Annotated in this window: 12 protein-coding genes and 5 tRNA genes; 14 read left to right on the top strand and 3 right to left on the bottom strand. The window is 66.1% G+C overall.

Annotated elements, in window-relative coordinates:
- The first annotated feature begins 242 nt into the window (after positions 1 to 242).
- Positions 243 to 1,223, top strand: a complete 981-nt coding sequence (locus ASG27_RS16770) for a LysR substrate-binding domain-containing protein (RefSeq protein ID WP_235504065.1) — start codon at positions 243 to 245, stop codon at positions 1,221 to 1,223.
- A 45-nt stretch (positions 1,224 to 1,268) separates the two neighbouring features.
- Here ASG27_RS16770 and hpnC read toward each other — a convergent pair whose 3' ends face one another.
- On the bottom strand, positions 1,269 to 2,144 hold the full coding sequence (hpnC, locus tag ASG27_RS16765; RefSeq protein WP_056419142.1) for a squalene synthase HpnC: 876 nt from the start codon (positions 2,142 to 2,144) through the stop codon (positions 1,269 to 1,271).
- Positions 2,145 to 2,369: 225 nt separating this feature from the next.
- On the opposite strand from hpnC, the gene ASG27_RS16760 reads away from it, so the two are divergent.
- The 13 genes from ASG27_RS16760 (at position 2,370) to ASG27_RS16700 (ending at position 15,602) form a co-directional block, all read left to right on the top strand.
- On the top strand, positions 2,370 to 3,599 hold the full coding sequence (locus ASG27_RS16760) for an efflux RND transporter periplasmic adaptor subunit (RefSeq protein WP_056418681.1): 1,230 nt from the start codon (positions 2,370 to 2,372) through the stop codon (positions 3,597 to 3,599).
- A gap of 11 nt (positions 3,600 to 3,610) precedes the next feature.
- On the top strand, positions 3,611 to 6,793 hold the full coding sequence (locus ASG27_RS16755) for an efflux RND transporter permease subunit (RefSeq protein WP_056418679.1): 3,183 nt from the start codon (positions 3,611 to 3,613) through the stop codon (positions 6,791 to 6,793).
- A gap of 94 nt (positions 6,794 to 6,887) precedes the next feature.
- Positions 6,888 to 6,974, top strand: a tRNA-Leu gene (locus tag ASG27_RS16750).
- A 75-nt stretch (positions 6,975 to 7,049) separates the two neighbouring features.
- Positions 7,050 to 8,363 carry a trigger factor gene (gene tig, locus ASG27_RS16745; protein ID WP_056418677.1) on the top strand — a complete coding sequence of 438 codons (1,314 nt, stop codon included), beginning with the start codon at positions 7,050 to 7,052 and terminating at the stop codon, positions 8,361 to 8,363.
- Positions 8,364 to 8,495: 132 nt separating this feature from the next.
- Positions 8,496 to 9,104 carry an ATP-dependent Clp endopeptidase proteolytic subunit ClpP gene (gene clpP, locus ASG27_RS16740; RefSeq protein WP_056169761.1) on the top strand — a complete coding sequence of 203 codons (609 nt, stop codon included), beginning with the start codon at positions 8,496 to 8,498 and terminating at the stop codon, positions 9,102 to 9,104.
- A gap of 101 nt (positions 9,105 to 9,205) precedes the next feature.
- Entirely contained in the window at positions 9,206 to 10,471 is a 1,266-nt protein-coding gene (clpX, locus tag ASG27_RS16735; protein WP_056169758.1) for an ATP-dependent Clp protease ATP-binding subunit ClpX, read from the top strand.
- 301 nt (positions 10,472 to 10,772) lie between these two features.
- On the top strand, positions 10,773 to 13,205 hold the full coding sequence (gene lon / locus ASG27_RS16730) for an endopeptidase La (RefSeq protein ID WP_056418675.1): 2,433 nt from the start codon (positions 10,773 to 10,775) through the stop codon (positions 13,203 to 13,205).
- 85 nt (positions 13,206 to 13,290) lie between these two features.
- Positions 13,291 to 13,366: transfer RNA gene (locus tag ASG27_RS16725), tRNA-Gly, on the top strand.
- Positions 13,367 to 13,424: 58 nt separating this feature from the next.
- Positions 13,425 to 13,498 (top strand) — tRNA-Cys (locus ASG27_RS16720).
- A 183-nt stretch (positions 13,499 to 13,681) separates the two neighbouring features.
- Positions 13,682 to 13,757, top strand: a tRNA-Gly gene (locus tag ASG27_RS16715).
- A gap of 150 nt (positions 13,758 to 13,907) precedes the next feature.
- A tRNA-Leu gene (locus ASG27_RS16710) sits at positions 13,908 to 14,000 on the top strand.
- A 234-nt stretch (positions 14,001 to 14,234) separates the two neighbouring features.
- Positions 14,235 to 14,873, top strand: coding sequence for a DUF6806 family protein (locus ASG27_RS16705; protein WP_056418672.1), 639 nt, complete (start codon positions 14,235 to 14,237; stop codon positions 14,871 to 14,873).
- A gap of 198 nt (positions 14,874 to 15,071) precedes the next feature.
- Positions 15,072 to 15,602: a M48 metallopeptidase family protein gene (locus tag ASG27_RS16700; protein WP_056418669.1), complete on the top strand. Its 531-nt coding sequence runs from the start codon at positions 15,072 to 15,074 to the stop codon at positions 15,600 to 15,602.
- A 138-nt stretch (positions 15,603 to 15,740) separates the two neighbouring features.
- On the opposite strand, the gene murI is transcribed toward ASG27_RS16700, so the two are convergent.
- A complete protein-coding gene (murI, locus tag ASG27_RS16695; RefSeq protein WP_056419140.1) occupies positions 15,741 to 16,643 on the bottom strand; it encodes a glutamate racemase in 903 nt (300 codons plus the stop codon).
- Positions 16,644 to 16,942: 299 nt separating this feature from the next.
- The gene (locus ASG27_RS16690; protein WP_056418668.1) at positions 16,943 to 18,508 is read right to left on the bottom strand and encodes a fumarate hydratase; all 1,566 of its coding nucleotides are present in this window, start codon (positions 18,506 to 18,508) and stop codon (positions 16,943 to 16,945) included.
- Positions 18,509 to 18,615: the final 107 nt, after the last annotated feature.

Below are 18,615 nucleotides of genomic sequence, written 5' to 3'. Positions count from 1 at the left end.
GTGCGCACCGCCCCCGCCCACATCGCCCACATCGCCCAACCCACAGGCCGTCTGCGCTGATCAGGGCCTGCAGCACGCTGCGCGGGGCCGGGCCCGCTCGGCCTGCGGGCCGGCCGCAGCGGGGCCGTGCAGGCACGGCACATAATGAGTAAATCTATCCAGTCGGTCGGCGTGTTTCCATGCATGGGCCTCATCGTACGAAGCAGTGCGGCGCGCGACTATCGACAATATTTCCGCCAATCATGAATTCATCTCATGTGATTGACGCGCGGCTGGCAGCTGGGTCTGCCGCGTCCACCCCGATTGCAGGCAGCGCCGCACGCCGCTTGCCGCCGCTGAACATGCTGCGCGCCTTCGAGGCGGCCGGGCGGCTGCTCAGCGTGACCCACGCGGCGCGCGAGTTGAGCGTGACGCAAAGCTCCGTCAGCCACCAGATCAAGGCGCTGGAGGAATGGCTGGGCGTGGCGCTGGTCGGGCGCGACGGCCGGCGCCTGGCGCTGACCACGCCGGGCGCCGCGCTGCTGCCAGGCATCACCAGCGCGCTCGACCTGATGGCGCAGTCCACCGCCGGCATCGAGCGGCTGACCCGCCGCAACACGCTGGTGGTGAACGCCACGGCCACGCTGGCATCGCAGTGGCTCATTCCGCGCCTGGCGGGCTTTTGCGCGCAGATGCCGGGGCTGGATGTGCAACTGGTCACGACGGTGGGGTTCATGGATTTCGAGCCGGCGCAGTACGACGTGTCGATCCGCTGCTTTGCCGATGCCGACCTGGCGGCGCTGCCCGAGCGCAGCGGGTGGCGGGATGTGAGCCTGGGCGCCTTCATCCCCGACGCGCTCACGCCCGTGTGCAGCCCCGCGCTGCTGGCGGACGGCCGGGCCGTGGCGTCGCCCGAGGGGCTGGCGCGCTTCACGCTGCTGCACAGCCGCTCCACGCCGCTGGTGTGGCAGCAGTGGCTGGGCGAGGCGGGCGCGCCCGGCCTGCAGCCCGCGGGCGACCTGGTGTTCGACCATGCCCACCTGAGCGTGCAGGCGGCCATCCAGGGCCTGGGCGTGGCGCTGGGCAACCCGCGTTTCCTGGGCGATGCGCTGGCCAGCGGGCTGCTGGTGATGCCGTTCGCCGATGTGCTGTCGGGCGAGAAGAAGTACTACTGGCTGCGGCCCGCCCGCGCCGCGCAGGACCCGGCGTCGGTGGCGTTCTGCGACTGGCTGTCGGCAGCCTGAGGCTGCGGGCGCGGCCCTGCGCCGAGCCCGCAGCCTCCGGTCCCATCACATCACCACGGCGCGCGCCAGCATCACGCACCAGTCCCACGCATTCAGGCGCGGGCGGGTGTGCAGGCTGCCGCCCTGCAGTGCGTCGACCTTGTCGAGGATGCGCAGGCCGCCTTGTACCACCAGGCGCAGCTCCCAGCCGGCGCGGCCGGGCAGCCGGTGCACCAGGGGCGCGCCGCTGTGCATGCTGGCGCGGGCCCACCGGGCGCAGTTGGCGATCAGGCGGGCGGTCTCGGGCGTGCTGTGCAGTGCCAGCAGGTCGGCCTGGCTGGCGCCGTGGGTGACGCAGTCGGCACGCGGCAGGTAGTGGCGGCCCCGGGGAATGTCCACCGACAGGTCCTGCCAGAAGTTGATGAGCTGCAGGGCGGTGCAGATGGCGTCGCTCTCGCGCAGCGCCTCGTCGCCGTGCACGCCGTACAGGTGCAGCAGCAGCCGGCCCACCGGGTTGGCGGAGCGGCGGCAGTAGTCCAGCAGCTCTGCACGGTCGGCGTAGCCCTCGGCGTCGCGCGTTTTTTCCACATCCTGCGCAAAGGCGCTGAGCAGGTCGGCCAACAGCGGCACCGGCAGCTGGTGGCTGCGCAGCACGGCCTGCAGCGGCAGGAAGACACTGGCCCAGCGCGGCGATGGCGGCTGGCCCTGTGCAATCGCCATCAGGTCTGCGTGAAAAGCGGCCAGGTCGGCCAGGCGGTCGGCGGCGGGGGCGTCGCCTTCATCGGCGATGTCGTCGGCCGTGCGGGCAAAACCGTAGATGGCGGCAATCGGCTGGCGCAGGTGGGGCGGGCACAGCACCGAGGCGACGGGGAAGTTCTCGTAGTGCGTAACGGGGGCTGCCACGGCGTCGGCAGCGTTGGCCGCAGATGGCGAGGCCGTAATCGTGGCTGTGGCCTGGGCGGGCGAGGGGGGAGGGCTGGGGCGGTCGTTCACACCCCGAATTGTCGCTTGACAAGACGGGGCCGGTTCTCATAGATTACTAACCGGTCAGTCATTAAACAAAAACACATCCTGAGCGGATCGATCGTCCGCCCTTCGGCGCGGGCTGTCTGCTTTGCGCTGTGCGTGCAATTTCTGGCTGCTTTCATAAATTTCAACGGATCTCCCATGCGCACTCCCTCCGCCAAGCGGTCTTCCCCATGGCCCCGCAGGTCGCTGCTGGTGCTGGCCACCGCGGCCTTGCTAGCCGCTTGCTCACGCCCGGCCCCTCCTGAGGAGCCCGTGCGCTCCGTCAAGCTGTTGACGGTGGGTGTGGGGGCGCTGCAGTCGAGCCTCGAGTATTCGGGCGAAGTGCGCGCGCGCGTGGAGTCGCGCCTGGGGTTCCGGGTGGCGGGCAAGATCGTCAAGCGCCAGGCCGAGCTGGGCCAGCGGGTGCGCGCGGGCGCGGTGCTGGCGCAGTTGGACCCCAAGGACTACCAACTGGCCACCGACGCCGCGCGGGCGCAACTGGCATCGGCCACCACGCAGCGCGACCTGGCCGCCGCCGACTACAAGCGCTACCAGGCGCTCAAGGACCAGAACTTCATCAGCGGTGCCGAGCTGGAGCGCCGCGATGCCACCCTCAAGGCCGCGCAGGCCACGCTGGACCAGGCGCGCGCGCAACTGTCGTCGCAGGGCAACCAGGCCGCCTACACGACGCTGGTGGCCGATGTGTCGGGCGTGATCACCGGCATCGACGCCGAGCCGGGCCAGGTGGTGACCGCCGGCACGCCGGTGGTGCGCATTGCGCAGGACGGGCCGCGGGATGTGGTGTTTGCGGTGCCCGAGGACAAGGTCGGCGTGATCGCTCCGGACTCCGAGGTGACGGTGCGCGGTTGGTCCACCGGGGCCGAGCTGGTGGGCCGCGTGCGCGAAGTGGCCGCCAGCGCCGACGCTGCCACCCGCACCTACCAGGTCAAGGTGGCCATCGACGGCGCCGACGTGCCGCCGCTGGGCTCCACCGTGTATGTGAAGCCCAAGGCGCTGAGCCATGTGGGCATTCCCGCCATCAAGCTGCCCACCAGCGCCTTGCGCCAGGAGGGCCAGACCACGGCGGTGTGGGTCTACGACGCCGCCAGCGGCACCGTCAAGTCGCAGGCGGTGCAGATCGCCACGGCCGATGGCAACGAGGCGGTGGTGGCCGGCGGCCTCACCCCGGGCATGCAGGTGGTGGCCACGGGCGTGCACGTGCTGTCGCCGGGGCAGAAAGTGGTGGTGTACCAGCCAAAAACGGCTGCAGCGCCCGCCAGTAAGGCGCAAACAGCTACCAATACCGTAGCAGCCCCTGCACCGGCCGCGGTGCCGGCCCCGGCCGCGGCTCCCGCCACGGCGCCCGCCGCCAGCGCGAACGCCAAGTAAGGGCCGCTGCCATGACGCAAGTACAACCGAAGGAGGGGTTCAACCTCTCCAAGTGGGCGCTCGACCACCCCGCGCTCACGCGCTACCTGATGCTGGTGCTGATGCTGCTGGGCTTCATGGCCTACTTCCAGCTGGGGCAGGACGAAGACCCTCCGTTCACCTTCCGCGCGATGGTGGTGCGCACCTACTGGCCCGGCGCCACGGCGCAGCAGGTGGCCGAGCAGGTCACCGACAAGATCGAGCGCACGCTGCAAGAGGTGCCGTATGCGGACAAGATCCGCAGCTATTCCAAGCCCGGCGAGTCGCAGATCATTTTCCAGATCAAGGACTCCTCCAAGCCCGGCGACGTGGCCAATGTCTGGTACAGCGTGCGCAAGAAGGTGGGCGACATGCGCTACACCCTGCCGCAGGGCATCCAGGGCCCGTTCTTCAACGACGACTTCGGCGATGTGTACGGCGTGATCTACGCGCTGGAGTCCGAAGGCTTCAGCTACGCCGAACTCAAGCAATTTGCCGACGACGCCCGCCAGCAGCTGCTGCGCGTGCCCGACGTGGCCAAGGTGGAGCAGTTCGGCGTGCAGGACGAGAAGCTCTTCATCGAGATCTCGCAAAAGCGCCTGGCGCAGCTGGGCCTGGACATGAACCAGGTGCTGGCGCAGCTGGGCCAGCAGAACGCGGTGGAAAGCGCGGGCGCCATCCAGACGCCGCAGGACCAGGTGCAGGTGCGGGTTGAAGGCCAGTTCAATGCGGTGGAAGACCTGGCCGCCATGCCCATCCGCGGCCCCTCGGGCGCGCAGCTGCGCCTGTCGGACATCGCCGAGATCAAGCGCGGCTATGTGGACCCGGCCACCGTGAAGGTGCGCCACCAGGGACGCGAGGTGATCGCGCTGGGGGTGTCGATGACCAAGGGTGGCGACATCATCGCGCTGGGCAAGGCACTGCACACGGCCACCGACCGCATCGCCGCGTCGCTGCCCGCCGGGGTCAAGCTGGTCAATGTGCAGGACCAGCCCACCGCGGTGTCCACGTCGGTCAATGAGTTTGTGAAGGTGCTGATCGAGGCCGTGGTCATCGTGCTGGCCGTGAGCTTCATCGCGCTGGGCTTTCACCGCCGGCCGGGCAAGCAGCCGCTGTGGAAGCGCTGGTACATCGACCCGCGCCCGGGCATGGTGGTGGGCATCACCATTCCGCTGGTGCTGGCCGTGACCTTCCTGGCCATGTGGTACTGGGGCATCGGCCTGCACAAGATCTCGCTGGGCTCGCTCATCATCGCGCTGGGCCTGCTGGTGGACGACGCGATCATTGCGGTGGAGATGATGGTGCTCAAGCTCGAAGAGGGCTACGACAAGGTGCGCGCCGCCACCTTCGCGTACGAGATCACCGCCATGCCCATGCTCACCGGCACGCTGATCACCGCCGCGGGCTTTCTGCCCATCGGCCTGGCCAAGTCGACGACGGGCGAGTACACCTTCGCCATCTTCGCCGTGACCGTGATCGCGCTGGTCCTGAGCTGGATCGTGTCGGTGTACTTCGTGCCCTACCTGGGGACGCTGCTGCTGAAGGTGCCCGAGCACGTGCTGCATGCGCAGGAGCACCACGGCACCGCCGAGGGCGCGCACGAGGTGTTCGACAGCCCGTTCTACCGCGCGTTCCGCCGCCTGGTGAACTGGTGCGTGCTGCACCGCTGGATCACCATCGGCATCACCATCCTGATCTTCGTGCTGGGCATCGTCGGCATGGGCAAGGTGCAGCAGCAGTTCTTCCCGGATTCGAGCCGGCCCGAGATCCTGGTGGACATCTGGTTCCCCGAGGGTACGTCGTTCGCGGGCAATGAAGAGGTCACCAAGCGCGTGGAGCAGCGCCTGATGGCCGAGGCCGGCGTGACGTCGGTCAGCACCTGGGTGGGCTCGGGCGTGCCGCGCTTTTACCTGCCGCTGGACCAGGTGTTCCCGCAAAGCAACGTGTCGCAGTTCATCGTGCTGCCCAAGGACCTGGCGCTGCGCGAATCGCTGCGCGTCAAGCTGCCGGCCCTGCTGGCCGAGGAGTTCCCCGAAGTGCGCGGCCGCGTGAAGCTGCTGCCCAACGGGCCGCCGGTGCCATACCCCGTGCAGTTCCGCGTGGTGGGCCCCGAGCCGCTGGTGCTGCGCGAGCGGGCCGACGAGGTCAAGGCCGTGCTGCGCCAGAATGCCGACATGCGTGGCGTGAACGACAACTGGAACGAATCCGTGAAGGTGCTGCGCCTGGAGGTCGACCAGGCCAAGGCGCGCGCTCTGGGCGTGACGAGCCAGTCCATCGCGCAGGCCTCCAAGACCATCCTGTCGGGCACGCAGGTGGGCCAGTTCCGCGAGGGCGACAAGCTGATCGACATCGTGCTGCGCCAGCCGCTGGACGAGCGCAACGCGATCACCGACATCGCCAACGCCTACCTGCCCACGGCCTCGGGCAAGTCGATCCCGCTCACGCAGATCGCCAAGCCCGTGTTCACCTGGGAGCCGGGCGTGATGTGGCGCGAGAACCGCGACTACGCCATCACCGTGCAGGGCGACGTGACCGAAGGCCTGCAGGGCGCCACCGTGACGGCGGCGCTGCAGCCGGCACTCAAGGCCATCGAGGACAAATGGCACGCTGCAGGGCAGGGCGCCTACCGCATCGAAGTGGCCGGCGCGGTGGAGGAAAGCTCCAAGGGCACCAGCTCCATCATGGCGGGAGTGCCTGTCATGCTGTTCCTGGTGTTCACCTTGCTGATGCTGCAGCTGCACAGCTTCAGCCGTGCGTTCCTGGTGTACATCACCGGGTTCCTGGGGATCGCGGGGGTCTCGGCCGCACTGCTGCTGCTCAACCGTCCGTTCGGCTTCGTGGCGCTGCTGGGCGTGATCGCGCTCATGGGCATGATCCAGCGCAACTCGGTGATCCTGATCGACCAGATCGAGCAGGACCGCGCCAAGGGCATCCCCGCGTGGGACGCCATCGTCGAGTCGGCCGTGCGCCGCCTGCGTCCCATCGTGCTGACGGCGGCCGCCGCGGTGCTGGCCATGATCCCGCTGTCGCGCAGCGTGTTCTGGGGCCCGATGGCCGTGGCCATCATGGGCGGGCTGGTGGTGGCCACCGTGCTCACGCTGCTCGCGCTGCCTGCGATGTACGCTGCGTGGTTCCGTGTCAAACGGCCCGAGCCGGATCTTCTTGGGGGTCAATAATTCCCAGCCTGCCCGCATCAGGGTAAAATAGAAGGTTGACCGATTTCACACAGGCGGCAGCTCCGGTTGCCGCCTGTTTGTTTGTTGTAGAACCGCGCGGGTGGCGAAATTGGTAGACGCACCAGGTTTAGGTCCTGACGCCAGCAATGGTGTGGGGGTTCGAGTCCCCCCCCGCGCACCACCCCTGTGAGACTTTGCGGAACACGGCGCTGCTGCGCTGCAGCCAGCACGATCCACATCCATAAGAGGAATAGCCATGGCCGTTACTGTTGAAACCCTTGAGAAGCTCGAGCGCAAGATTACGCTGAGCGTGCCCGTCACCCTGATCCAGTCCGAAGTCGACACGCGCCTCAAGCGCCTGGCCCGCACGGTCAAGATGGATGGCTTTCGTCCCGGCAAGGTGCCCATGAACGTGGTGGCACAGCGCTACGGCTACTCGGTGCAGTACGAAGTGCTCAACGACAAGGTCGGTGAAGCCTTTGCCGTGGCTGCCAACGAAGCCAACCTGCGCGTGGCCGGCCAGCCCCGCATCACCGAAAAGGAAGGCGCTCCCGAAGGCCAGGTCACGTTCGATGCCATCTTCGAAGTGTTCCCTGAAGTCCAGATCGCCGACCTGTCGGACGCCGAAGTCGAAAAGCTGTCGGCCGAAGTGACCGATGCCGCCATCGACAAGACCATCGACATCCTGCGCAAGCAGCGCCGCAGCTTCGCCCAGCGCGCCATCGACGCCGCTGCGCAAGACGGCGACCGCGTGACCGTGGACTTCGAAGGCAAGATCGACGGCGAACCCTTCGACGGCGGCAAGGCAGAAGACTTCCAGTTCCTGGTCGGCGAAGGCCAGATGCTCAAGGAATTCGAAGACGCAGTGCGTGGCATGAAGTCTGGCGAAAGCAAGACCTTCCCCCTGGCCTTCCCCGCTGAGTACCACGGCAAGGACGTCGCCGGCAAGACCGCCGACTTCCTCGTGACCGTCAAGAAGATCGAAGCCGCCCACCTGCCCGAAGTGAACGACGCCCTGGCCAAGTCGCTGGGCATCGCCGACGGTTCCGTGGACGGCCTGCGCGCCGACATCAAGAAGAACCTGGAGCGCGAAGTCAAGTTCCGCCTGCTGGCCCGCAACAAGCAGGCCGTGATGGACGCCCTGGTCGGCAAGGCCGAGCTCGACCTGCCCAACGCCAGCGTGCAGGCTGAAATCGCCCGCCTGCTGGAAGGCGCCCGTGCCGAGCTCAAGCAGCGCGGCATCAAGGACGCCGACAAGGCCGAGATCCCTGAAGACGTGTTCCGCCCCCAAGCCGAGCGCCGCGTGCGCCTGGGCCTGGTGGTGGCTGAACTGGTGCGTGCCAACAACCTGCAGGCCAAGCCCGAGCAGCTCAAGGCCCACATCGACGAGCTGGCCGCCAGCTACGAGAAGCCTGAAGACGTCGTGCGCTGGTACTTCGGCGACCGTCAGCGCCTGGCTGAAGTCGAAGCCGTTGTCATCGAAAACAACGTGACCGATTTCGTGCTGGGCAAGGCCAAGGTGGTGGAAAAGGCCGTATCCTTCGACGAACTGATGGCTCAACAAGGCTGATAGCCTGTGCCACACCCCGCCGGTGTCTCCTTGTCGGAGTTTCCGGTGGTGGGCGACACACCAGGGGCTTGTGCTTTCGGGCACAAGCCCCAATTCATTTCTGGGTACAGTACCTGCTTGACTGGAGAAAAAATGAGCGCATTGGAATTACAAGGCCTGGGCATGGTCCCGATGGTCATCGAGCAGTCGGGCCGTGGCGAACGGTCCTACGACATCTACTCGCGCCTGCTCAAGGAGCGCGTGATCTTCCTGGTGGGCCCGGTCAATGACCAGACCGCCAACCTCGTCGTGGCGCAGCTGCTGTTCCTCGAAAGCGAGAACCCCGACAAGGACGTGTCGTTCTACATCAACTCCCCCGGTGGCTCGGTGAGCGCGGGCATGGCGATCTACGACACCATGAACTTCATCAAGCCCGACGTGTCGACGCTGTGCACCGGCATGGCCGCCAGCATGGGCGCGTTCCTGCTGGCCGCAGGCGCCAAGGGCAAGCGTTTCGCGCTGCCCAACTCCAAGGTCATGATCCACCAGCCCCTGGGCGGCATGCAGGGCCAGGCGACCGAGATCGAGATCCATGCGCGCGAGATCCTGAAGACCCGCGAGCAGCTCAACAAGATCCTGGCCGAGCGCACCGGCCAGCCGCTGGAAAAGATCCAGCGCGACACCGAGCGCGACTACTTCCTGTCGGCCGAGGAGTCCAAGGAATACGGCCTGGTCGACCAGGTGATCAACAAGCGTTCCTGATTCGCCCAGGCGGCGCGGCGGCGTTTTCCCCCGGGGAAGACGCCGTTTTTTATTTGGTTATCATCCCGACAACTTTCCGTACGTAACAAGGCATTGCCCCCATGGCCGAGAAAAAAGGCTCTTCCAGCGAAAAAACCCTCTACTGCTCTTTCTGCGGCAAAAGCCAGCATGAAGTGAAGAAGCTGATCGCCGGTCCGTCCGTCTTTATCTGCGACGAGTGCATTGACCTGTGCAACGAAATCATTCGCGATGAGCTGCCGGCCGGTGACGTGGCGCGTGAAGGCCGCAGCGATCTGCCCACGCCGGTGGAGATCAAGACCAACCTGGACAACTACGTGATCGGCCAGGACGTGGCCAAGCGCACGCTGGCAGTGGCGGTGTACAACCACTACAAGCGCCTGCGCCACAAGGACAAGGCCCACAAGGACGATGTGGAGCTGTCCAAGAGCAACATCCTGCTGATCGGGCCCACGGGCTCGGGCAAGACGCTGCTGGCCCAGACGCTGGCGCGCATGCTGGACGTGCCTTTCGTGATGGCCGACGCCACCACGCTGACCGAAGCCGGCTATGTGGGCGAGGACGTGGAGAACATCGTCCAGAAGCTGCTGCAAAGCTGCAACTACGAAGTCGAGCGCGCGCAGCGCGGCATCGTCTACATCGACGAAATCGACAAGATCTCGCGCAAGTCGGACAACCCCAGCATCACCCGCGACGTGTCGGGCGAGGGCGTGCAGCAGGCGCTGCTCAAGCTCATCGAAGGCACCATGGCCAGCGTGCCGCCCCAGGGCGGGCGCAAGCACCCGAACCAGGACTTCCTGCAGATCGACACGACCAACATCCTGTTCATTTGCGGCGGCGCTTTCGCGGGCCTGGAGAAGGTCATCGAGAACCGCACCGAGGCATCGGGCATCGGCTTTGGCGCATCGGTCAAGAGCAAGAAGCAGCGCTCGCTGACCGAAGTGTTCACCGAGATCGAGCCCGAGGACTTGATCAAGTTCGGCCTGATCCCCGAATTGGTGGGCCGCATGCCCGTGGTGACGGCACTGGCCGAGCTCAGCGAGGACGCGCTGGTCGAGATCCTGACCGAGCCCAAGAACGCGCTGGTCAAGCAGTACAGCAAGCTCTTGTCCATGGAAGGCGTGGACCTGGAGATCCGTCCTGCGGCGCTCAAGGCCATCGCCCGCAAGGCACTGGCCCGCAAGACCGGTGCCCGTGGTCTGCGCTCGATCCTGGAGCAGTCGCTGATCGGCACGATGTTCGACCTGCCCAATACGAGCAACGTCGAGAAGGTGGTGGTGGACGAGTCCACCATCGAAGAAAACAAGCCGCCGCTGCTCGTGTACCGCGAGGCGGCCAAGAAGGCCTGAAAGACATGGCGCCCGCCCTGAGTCGCGCAGCGGCGTTCCCCTCCAGGGAACCCCGCCAGCGCGGCGGGGCAGCCCTGGCGCGGCGGCCAATGGCCTGCTTCGCGCCAGGCTCACGCGCTGTGATGAATGACGCGCGGCGTCCTTCATGTCTGACGTCTCCGCGGTGCACGCCATCGAAGGCATGCACCGCACGGGGTGGCCGCTGGTGCTGCCCTTCAACCCTTCTTGCGGTACGGCCGGAAGAAGGGGTTGAAAATCCCCACTGGTGGACCATATTCCACTGAGTTAACTGAGGATTTCCATGTCCGGACATACCCCCCTGCCTGCCACCCCACTCGACCTGCCGCTGCTGCCGCTGCGTGACGTGGTCGTGTTCCCCCACATGGTGATCCCGCTGTTCGTGGGCCGCCCCAAGAGCATCAAGGCGCTTGAGATGGCCATGGAGGCCGACCGCCGCATCATGCTGGTGGCCCAGAAGGCCGCCGCCAAGGACGAGCCTTCCGTCTCGGACATGTTCGATGTGGGCTGTGTCTCCACCATCCTGCAGATGCTCAAGCTGCCCGACGGCACCGTCAAGGTGCTGGTCGAAGGCCAGCAGCGCGCGGTGGTCACATCCATCGAAGACGGCGAGACCCACTTCACCGCCACGGTGACGCCGGTCGAGGCCACGCCCGACGCCAACAAGCCCAGCGAGATCGAGGCCCTGCGCCGCGCGGTGATGCAGCAGTTCGACCAGTACGTCAAACTGAACAAGAAGATCCCGCCCGAGATCCTCACCTCGATCTCCAGCATCGACGACCCGGGCCGCCTGGCCGACACGATCGCCGCCCACCTGCCGCTCAAGCTCGAGAACAAGCAGGTGGTGCTGGATCTGGCCGACGTGAAGGCGCGCCTGGAAAACCTGTTCGAGCAACTGGACCGCGAAGTCGACATCCTCAATGTCGACAAGAAGATCCGCGGCCGCGTGAAGCGCCAGATGGAGAAGAACCAGCGCGACTTCTACCTGAACGAGCAGGTCAAGGCCATCCAGAAGGAACTGGGCGAGGGCGACGAAGGCGCCGACATCGAGGAGATCGAGAAGAAGATCAAGCTCGCCAAGATGTCTGCAGAGGCGCGCAAGAAGGCCGATGCCGAGCTCAAGAAGCTCAAGCTCATGTCGCCCATGTCGGCCGAAGCCACGGTGGTGCGCAACTACATCGACGTGCTCACGGGCCTGCCCTGGAGCAAGAAGACCAAGATCAAGCACGACCTGCTCAACGCCGAGGACGTGCTGAACGAAGACCACTACGGCCTCGACAAGGTCAAGGACCGCATCCTTGAGTACCTTGCAGTGCAGCAGCGCGTGGACAAGGTGAAGGCGCCCATCCTGTGCCTGGTGGGCCCTCCTGGCGTGGGCAAGACCTCGCTGGGCCAGTCGATCGCCAAGGCCACCGGCCGCAAGTACGTGCGCATGGCACTGGGCGGCATGCGTGACGAGGCCGAGATCCGCGGGCACCGCCGCACCTACATCGGCGCCTTGCCGGGCAAGGTGCTGCAGAGCCTGTCGAAGGTGGGCACGCGCAACCCGCTGTTCCTGCTGGACGAGATCGACAAGCTGGGCACGGACTTCCGGGGCGACCCATCGAGTGCGCTGCTGGAGGTGCTGGACCCCGAGCAGAACCACACCTTCGGCGACCACTACGTCGAGGTGGACTTCGACCTGTCCGACGTGATGTTCGTCGCCACGTCGAACTCGATGAACATTCCGCCGGCCCTGCTCGACCGCATGGAAGTGATCCGCCTGTCGGGTTACACCGAGGACGAGAAGACCAACATCGCCATGAAGTACCTGCTGCCCAAGCAGCTCAAGAACAACGGCGTGAAGGACGAAGAGCTGCTGATCACCGAGCCTGCCGTGCGCGATATGGTGCGCTACTACACCCGCGAAGCGGGCGTGCGGTCGCTGGAACGCGAGCTGTCCAAGATCTGCCGCAAGGTCGTCAAGGGCCTGCAGCTCAAGAAGCTCACGCCCCAGGTGGTGGTGACGGCCGACAACCTGCCCGACTTCCTGGGTGTGCGCAAGTACACCTACGGCCGCGCCGAGCTGCAAAACCAGGTGGGCCAGGTCGTGGGCCTGGCGTGGACCGAGGTGGGCGGCGATCTGCTGACCATCGAAGCCGCCACCATGCCCGGCAAGGGCGTGATCACCCGCACCGGCTCGCTGGGCGATGTGATGAAGGAATCGGTGGAGGCCGCCCGCACCGTGGTGCGCAGCCGGTCCCGGCTGCTCGGCATCAAGGACGACATTTTCGAGAAGCGCGACATCCACATCCACGTGCCCGATGGAGCCACGCCCAAGGACGGCCCGAGTGCCGGCGCTGCCATGACCACGGCGTTCGTGTCTGCGCTGACCGGCATCCCGGTGCGTGGCGATGTGGCGATGACCGGCGAGATCACGCTGCGCGGTGAAGTGACCGCGATCGGTGGCCTCAAGGAAAAGCTGCTGGCCGCGCTGCGCGGCGGTATCAAGACCGTGCTGATCCCCGAAGAGAACGTGAAGGATCTCCAGGAGATTCCAGACAACGTGAAGAGCGGCCTTGAGATCGTGCCGGTGCGCTGGATCGACAAGGTGCTGGAAGTGGCCCTGGAGCGCAAGCCCGAGCCGCTGACGGACGAAGAGGTGGCCGAAGTGGCCGCCGCAGCGGCCGAAAAAGCCCGTGCTCCGGCACCTGCAGGCGATGGACTCAAACATTGATGCAAATTTTTTGGAGAGCCCCAAAAAATGCGCTACAATTCACTCCATCGCAGCAAACGTTGTAGAATGTTAGGCTTCGGTAAATGCGGGAATAGCTCAGTTGGTAGAGCGCAACCTTGCCAAGGTTGAGGTCGAGAGTTCGAGACTCTTTTCCCGCTCCAATTTCCACAAAAAGGGAAGCATCTGCTTCCCTTTTTTGTCAGAGGAATGTGAATTCCTGGCGCGGTAGCAAAGCGGTTATGCCCCGGATTGCAAATCCGGTTAGTCCGGTTCGACTCCGGACCGCGCCTCCAGATATTCCGGGCTCTGCAGCGTTCGCTGTGCAGGTCGGATCTGGCCCTTGCCTCAGGCAGGAGCTGGTCGGAGAAAGAGATTGGAAAATTTTTTGGCAGGCAGATTTGCAGTGCTGAAAAATGGCGATATAATTTGAGGCTTGCTGATTCGCACTGACGGAAGCGTCAAGAATCACAGCAAATGCGGGAATAGCTCAGTTGGTAGAGCGCAACCTTGCCAAGGTTGAGGTCGAGAGTTCGAGACTCTTTTCCCGCTCCATATTCCAAAGGGAAGCTTCGGCTTCCCTTTTTTCTTGGTCGGTGCAGGTCCTGGCATGTTGCTACAGACCCGCAACTCCAAGAAACAGGGCATTGCGCGCATGCGTCGCCCGGGTTACGCTGCAACGCAGGTGTGCGTTGGGCAACCGGCGCCCCGATGGTGAAATTGGTAGACACTGCGGACTTAAAATCCGCCGCTTTCCTGAAAAGGGGCGTGCCGGTTCGACCCCGGCTCGGGGCACCACGACGATGAACCTGAAAATGGCAATGGACCGCTTGCTTGCTCACCTCCCACAGGCCGCATGGCTGCCCATTTCGCCTGTGTCGATCGCCTTCCTCCGTGAAGCACATGGCGCCCTGCAGCGGTGTTGCGCCTCTTCGCGCGGCGCCGTCCGCCGCGCCGTGGTGCCTGTGCCTCGCCTGCATTCCGACAGCCGTACCGGCTCGCGCACCCCACTGCCGTTTCTAGGCTAAACCCATGTCAAGTTACAACGCTCCCTTCGAAATCCATGTCCACGGGCAGGTCCAGTTGCGGGCCGATACCAGTTTCGAGCAGCTGCAGGAGGCGCTCAAGCCCCTGTGGAAGTACGCCGGAGCCCGCTCGCTGGCCGATGGTGCCGCCAGCGCTTACGAGGAAGAGCCTGGCATCAAGTTCGACGCGCAGGAGCATCTGCTGCAGATCTGCTGGACGGTGCGCGGTGACGAGGACTTTCGCCAGTCGCTGGACGAGATGTGCATGTCGCTCAACGAGCTGGCCGAGCTGGGCGCGGCCATCGAGGTCACGTTCTACGACGCCGACTTCGACGAGGAAGAAGAGGGCGAGGGCGCCGAGTCGCGCGACGACTTCGTGATGCTGTTCGTGGGCCCCACGCCCGCCGCCATCATGCAGGTGCAGCGGGACCTGCTGGTGCAGGACGTGGTGAACATGATGGAGCGCCATTTCGATGGCGCCGAGCTCGGCGGCGTGGTGGCCGAGATCGACAAGCTCTTCAGCCAGCGTTTCGATGCGCTCGTGAATTCGCTGGAGATCGGCAAGCCACCGCGTGGCCCCGGCAGTGGCGGCGCGGGCGGCAGCGGCCACGGCGGCGGTGGCCGCCGTCCGCGGCATCTGCACTGAGCTGAGCTGCGCTGACCCGTCGCACGACAGCGCGGGCCGCCCGACGATGGCGTTGCGACAGGCAGCGCCATTGTGCTTTGTGGGGCCGTGCAGCGGCCTGGCGATGAATCGTCGAAGTCCCCGGGCCGCTCTGGCGATGGCGCCTGATGGCACTTGATGGCCCCTGATCGCCCCTGCACAGCCCGAGGTTTTTTTACGATGACCACTGACCTTCCCTACCTGCGCGCCTACCCCGAATCCCTGCAGGAGCAGGCACGGTCGCTGCTGGTGCAGGGCCGGCTGGGCGCCGTGCTGCTGGGCAAGTACCCGCGACCCCATGCGGTGCGCAGCGACAAGGGTCTGTACGACTACACCCAGGAGCTCAAGGCGCGCTATCTGCGCAACGCGGGCACCATCAACAAGGTGCTGTTCGACAACAAGATCCACGTGGTGCGCCACGCCCTGGGCCTGCACACGGCGGTGTCCCGCGTGCAGGGCAACAAGCTCGCGGCCAAGCACGAGATCCGCATCGCGGCGATGTTCAAGCAGGCGCCGGACGAGTTCCTGCGCATGATCGTGGTGCACGAGTTGGCCCACCTGCGCGAGAAGGACCACGGCAAGGCCTTCTACCAGCTTTGCGCGCACATGGAGCCGAACTACCACCAGTACGAGTTCGACCTGCGGCTGTACCTCACGCACGTGGAGCAGTCGGGGGAGCGGCTGTGGGGCGCGGCGGAGCCTGCTGCGTGAGCGACGGGTATCACATCAAAGCGACGCCCTGCGTATTGCTATAAATTTAATAGCTGCTTGCGTCCGTCCATCGAGCGGTAGGTGCTGAAAAAGCCTTGGAGTCCGGTCGCTGTGCGGACCCTGGCCGGGCGCTCAGGCTCAGGGCACCGACACCGTCTCGCAGCAATCCGCAGGCAGACCCAGCCAGCGGCGCGCGCCGGCCTGCAGCATGGCCACGGGCCCGGTGGTCAGCAGGCGTGTTTCGGGTGCGTCCTGCGCGTCGTCTTCGGTGCCGGAGGCCCCCGCACCCGCCAAGGCCTGCACCGGCGCACGCAGCAGGCCCGCGGCCTCCAGCAGCCGCCGGGTCTGCCGTGCCACGGGTTCGCCGGTTTCGATGAACTGCACGCCAGGCCCCACCAGCGTGCGCAACTCGTGCTCCACGAAGATGTAGTGCGTGCAGCCCAGCACCAAGGTGTCGATCTGCCCCGGCGCGGTGCCGAACGCGCCCATCGCGTGGATGTACCGTTCGCACAGGGCGCCGGTCTCGGTGGCACCGACTGCGCTGCCCGGGGCGGGGTCGGGCAGGTCCACGCCCCGCTCGATGGCATGGGCCAGGCCGTCGCACGGCTGCACGACAAACCGGGCCTGACCGTCCAGCGACGCGAGCAGCTTGCCGAACTTGCTGCTGGTCAGCGTGCCCCGGGTGCCGATGACGCCCACGCGCCCGGTCCGGGTCACAGCCAGCGCAGGCTTGATGGCCGGCTCCAGGCCCACCAGGGGCAGGTCGGGGTAGCTGCTGCGCACTTCATGGATGGCGGCCGCCGTGGCGGTGTTGCAGGCCACCACCAGCGCCTTGATGTGGTGCTGATCGCGCAGGTACCGGGTGATGGCGTGCGTGCGCGCGCTGACGTAGGCATCGCCGCGCTCGCCGTACGGGGCATTGGCGCTGTCCGCCAGGTACACGAAGCTTTCATGAGGCAGGGCAGCCCGCAGGGCGCGCAGCACGCTCAGCCCGCCCACGCCACTGTCGAACACACCGATGGGAGAAGAGGTCAGCGGCATGGCATGGTGCAAAGGGGGGACATAACGCACGATTGTAGAAAAGACAGGCCCGGCGAGCACGGCAGCATGGATTGACCGGCGGGGCCCACGGGGCAGCGCAGACGGTTGGCACCGACCCCGTGCCGGCACGGCGGCCTGGAGCGGCCACAAGTAGAAAGACCGCCCGAAGGCGGTCTTTTGGTCTGCGCGCTGCGTGCGGGCTGCGCAAGGTGCTGGCTCGCTGCAATACAGCGACGCCAAGCGCCAAGCGCCAAGCGTCACGCGCCAGGCGTCAGGCGTCAGGCGTCAGGCGTCAGGCGTCAGGCGGCGGCGACCCCGATGCCCTTGAACTCGCCGGATGCGATGCGCTTTTGCCACTCGGCCGGGCCGGTGATGTGTGCGCTGGTGCCGCCGGAGTCCACCGCCACGGTCACGGGCATGTCCACCACGTCGAACTCGTAGATGGCTTCCATGCCCAGGTCCTCGAAGCCCACGACCTTGGCGGTCTTGATGGCCTTGCTGACCAGGTAGGCGGCGCCGCCCACGGCCATGAGGTAGGCGCTCTGGTGGTTCTTGATGGACTCGATGGCGACCGGGCCGCGCTCGGCCTTGCCGATCATGGCGATCAGCCCGGTCTGCTCCAGCATCATGTCGGTGAACTTGTCCATGCGCGTGGCGGTGGTGGGGCCGGCGGGGCCCACGGCCTCGTCCTTCACCGGGTCCACTGGGCCCACGTAGTAGATGACGCGGTTGGTGAAGTCCACGGGCAGCTTCTCGCCCTTGGCCAGCATGTCCTGGATGCGCTTGTGCGCGGCGTCGCGGCCGGTGAGCATCTTGCCGCTGAGCAGCAGCGTGTCGCCGGGCTTCCAGCCGGCCACTTCTTGCTTGGTCAGCGTGTCGAGGTTGACCTTCTTGCTCTTGTTGTAGTCGGGCGCCCAGTTCACGTTGGGCCACAGGTCCAGGCTGGGGGGCGTGAGGTACACGGGGCCGGAGCCGTCCAGCACGAAGTGCGCGTGGCGCGTGGCGGCGCAGTTGGGGATCATCGCGATGGGCTTGCTGGCCGCATGCGTGGGGTACATCTTGATCTTGACGTCCAGCACGGTGGTCAGGCCGCCCAGGCCCTGGGCGCCAATGCCCAGCGCGTTGACTTTCTCGAACAGCTCCAGGCGCAGCGCCTCGACCTTGTCGAGCGCGGGGCCGCCGGTCTTGGCGGCTTCGGCCTTGGCTTGCAGCTCGTACATGTCCAGGTCGTCCATCAGGCTTTCCTTGGCCATCAGCACGGCCTTTTCCGCCGTGCCGCCGATGCCGATGCCCAGCATGCCGGGCGGGCACCAGCCGGCGCCCATGGTGGGCACGGTCTTGAGCACCCAGTCCACCACGCTGTCGCTGGGGTTGAGCATGTACATCTTGGACTTGTTCTCCGAGCCGCCACCCTTGGCCGCCACGGTGATGTCCACGGTGTTGCCGGGCACGATCTCGGTGAAGATCACTGCGGGCGTGTTGTCCTTGGTGTTCTTGCGGTCGAACTGCGGGTCGGCCACCACGCTGGCGCGCAGGGTGTTGTCGGGGTGGTTGTAGCCGCGGCGCACGCCTTCGTTGATGGCGTCGTCCAGGCTGCCCGTGAAGCCTTCCCAGCGCACGTCCATGCCCACCTTCAGGAACACGTTGACGATGCCGGTGTCCTGGCAGATGGGGCGCTGGCCGGTGGCGCTCATCTTGCTGTTGGTGAGGATCTGCGCGATCGCGTCCTTGGCCGCGGGGCTTTGCTCGCGCTCGTAGGCGCGGGCCAGGTGGGCGATGTAGTCGGTGGGATGGTAGTAGCTGATGTACTGCAGCGCGGCAGCTACGGATTCGATGAGATCGTCCTGGCGGATGGAGGTGGTCATGGCGGTTCGTGGGGAGTCTTTTATGGAGGGCGCTGATGCACCCCTCTCCCACCCCCCGCAAGCGCCGTCCGGCAACCAGCGCTGGGCCGCAGACCGCACTGCCGAAG

The sequence above is a fragment of the Acidovorax sp. Leaf191 genome (genome assembly GCF_001424425.1).
In the GTDB taxonomy this organism is placed as follows: domain Bacteria; phylum Pseudomonadota; class Gammaproteobacteria; order Burkholderiales; family Burkholderiaceae_C; genus Acidovorax.
This window is presented reverse-complemented; position numbering and strand designations above follow the sequence as displayed.

Excerpts from the sequence above, each read along its gene's own strand:
- ASG27_RS16770 (WP_235504065.1), top strand. The coding sequence starts at position 243 with ATGAATTCATCTCATGTGATTGACGCGCGGCTGGCAGCTGGGTCTGCC.
- ASG27_RS16760 (WP_056418681.1), top strand. The coding sequence starts at position 2,370 with ATGCGCACTCCCTCCGCCAAGCGGTCTTCCCCATGGCCCCGCAGGTCG.
- ASG27_RS16755 (WP_056418679.1), top strand. The coding sequence starts at position 3,611 with ATGACGCAAGTACAACCGAAGGAGGGGTTCAACCTCTCCAAGTGGGCG.
- tig (WP_056418677.1), top strand. The coding sequence starts at position 7,050 with ATGGCCGTTACTGTTGAAACCCTTGAGAAGCTCGAGCGCAAGATTACG.
- clpP (WP_056169761.1), top strand. The coding sequence starts at position 8,496 with ATGAGCGCATTGGAATTACAAGGCCTGGGCATGGTCCCGATGGTCATC.
- clpX (WP_056169758.1), top strand. The coding sequence starts at position 9,206 with ATGGCCGAGAAAAAAGGCTCTTCCAGCGAAAAAACCCTCTACTGCTCT.
- lon (WP_056418675.1), top strand. The coding sequence starts at position 10,773 with ATGTCCGGACATACCCCCCTGCCTGCCACCCCACTCGACCTGCCGCTG.
- ASG27_RS16705 (WP_056418672.1), top strand. The coding sequence starts at position 14,235 with ATGTCAAGTTACAACGCTCCCTTCGAAATCCATGTCCACGGGCAGGTC.
- ASG27_RS16700 (WP_056418669.1), top strand. The coding sequence starts at position 15,072 with ATGACCACTGACCTTCCCTACCTGCGCGCCTACCCCGAATCCCTGCAG.
- murI (WP_056419140.1), bottom strand. The coding sequence starts at position 16,643 with ATGCCGCTGACCTCTTCTCCCATCGGTGTGTTCGACAGTGGCGTGGGC.
- ASG27_RS16690 (WP_056418668.1), bottom strand. The coding sequence starts at position 18,508 with ATGACCACCTCCATCCGCCAGGACGATCTCATCGAATCCGTAGCTGCC.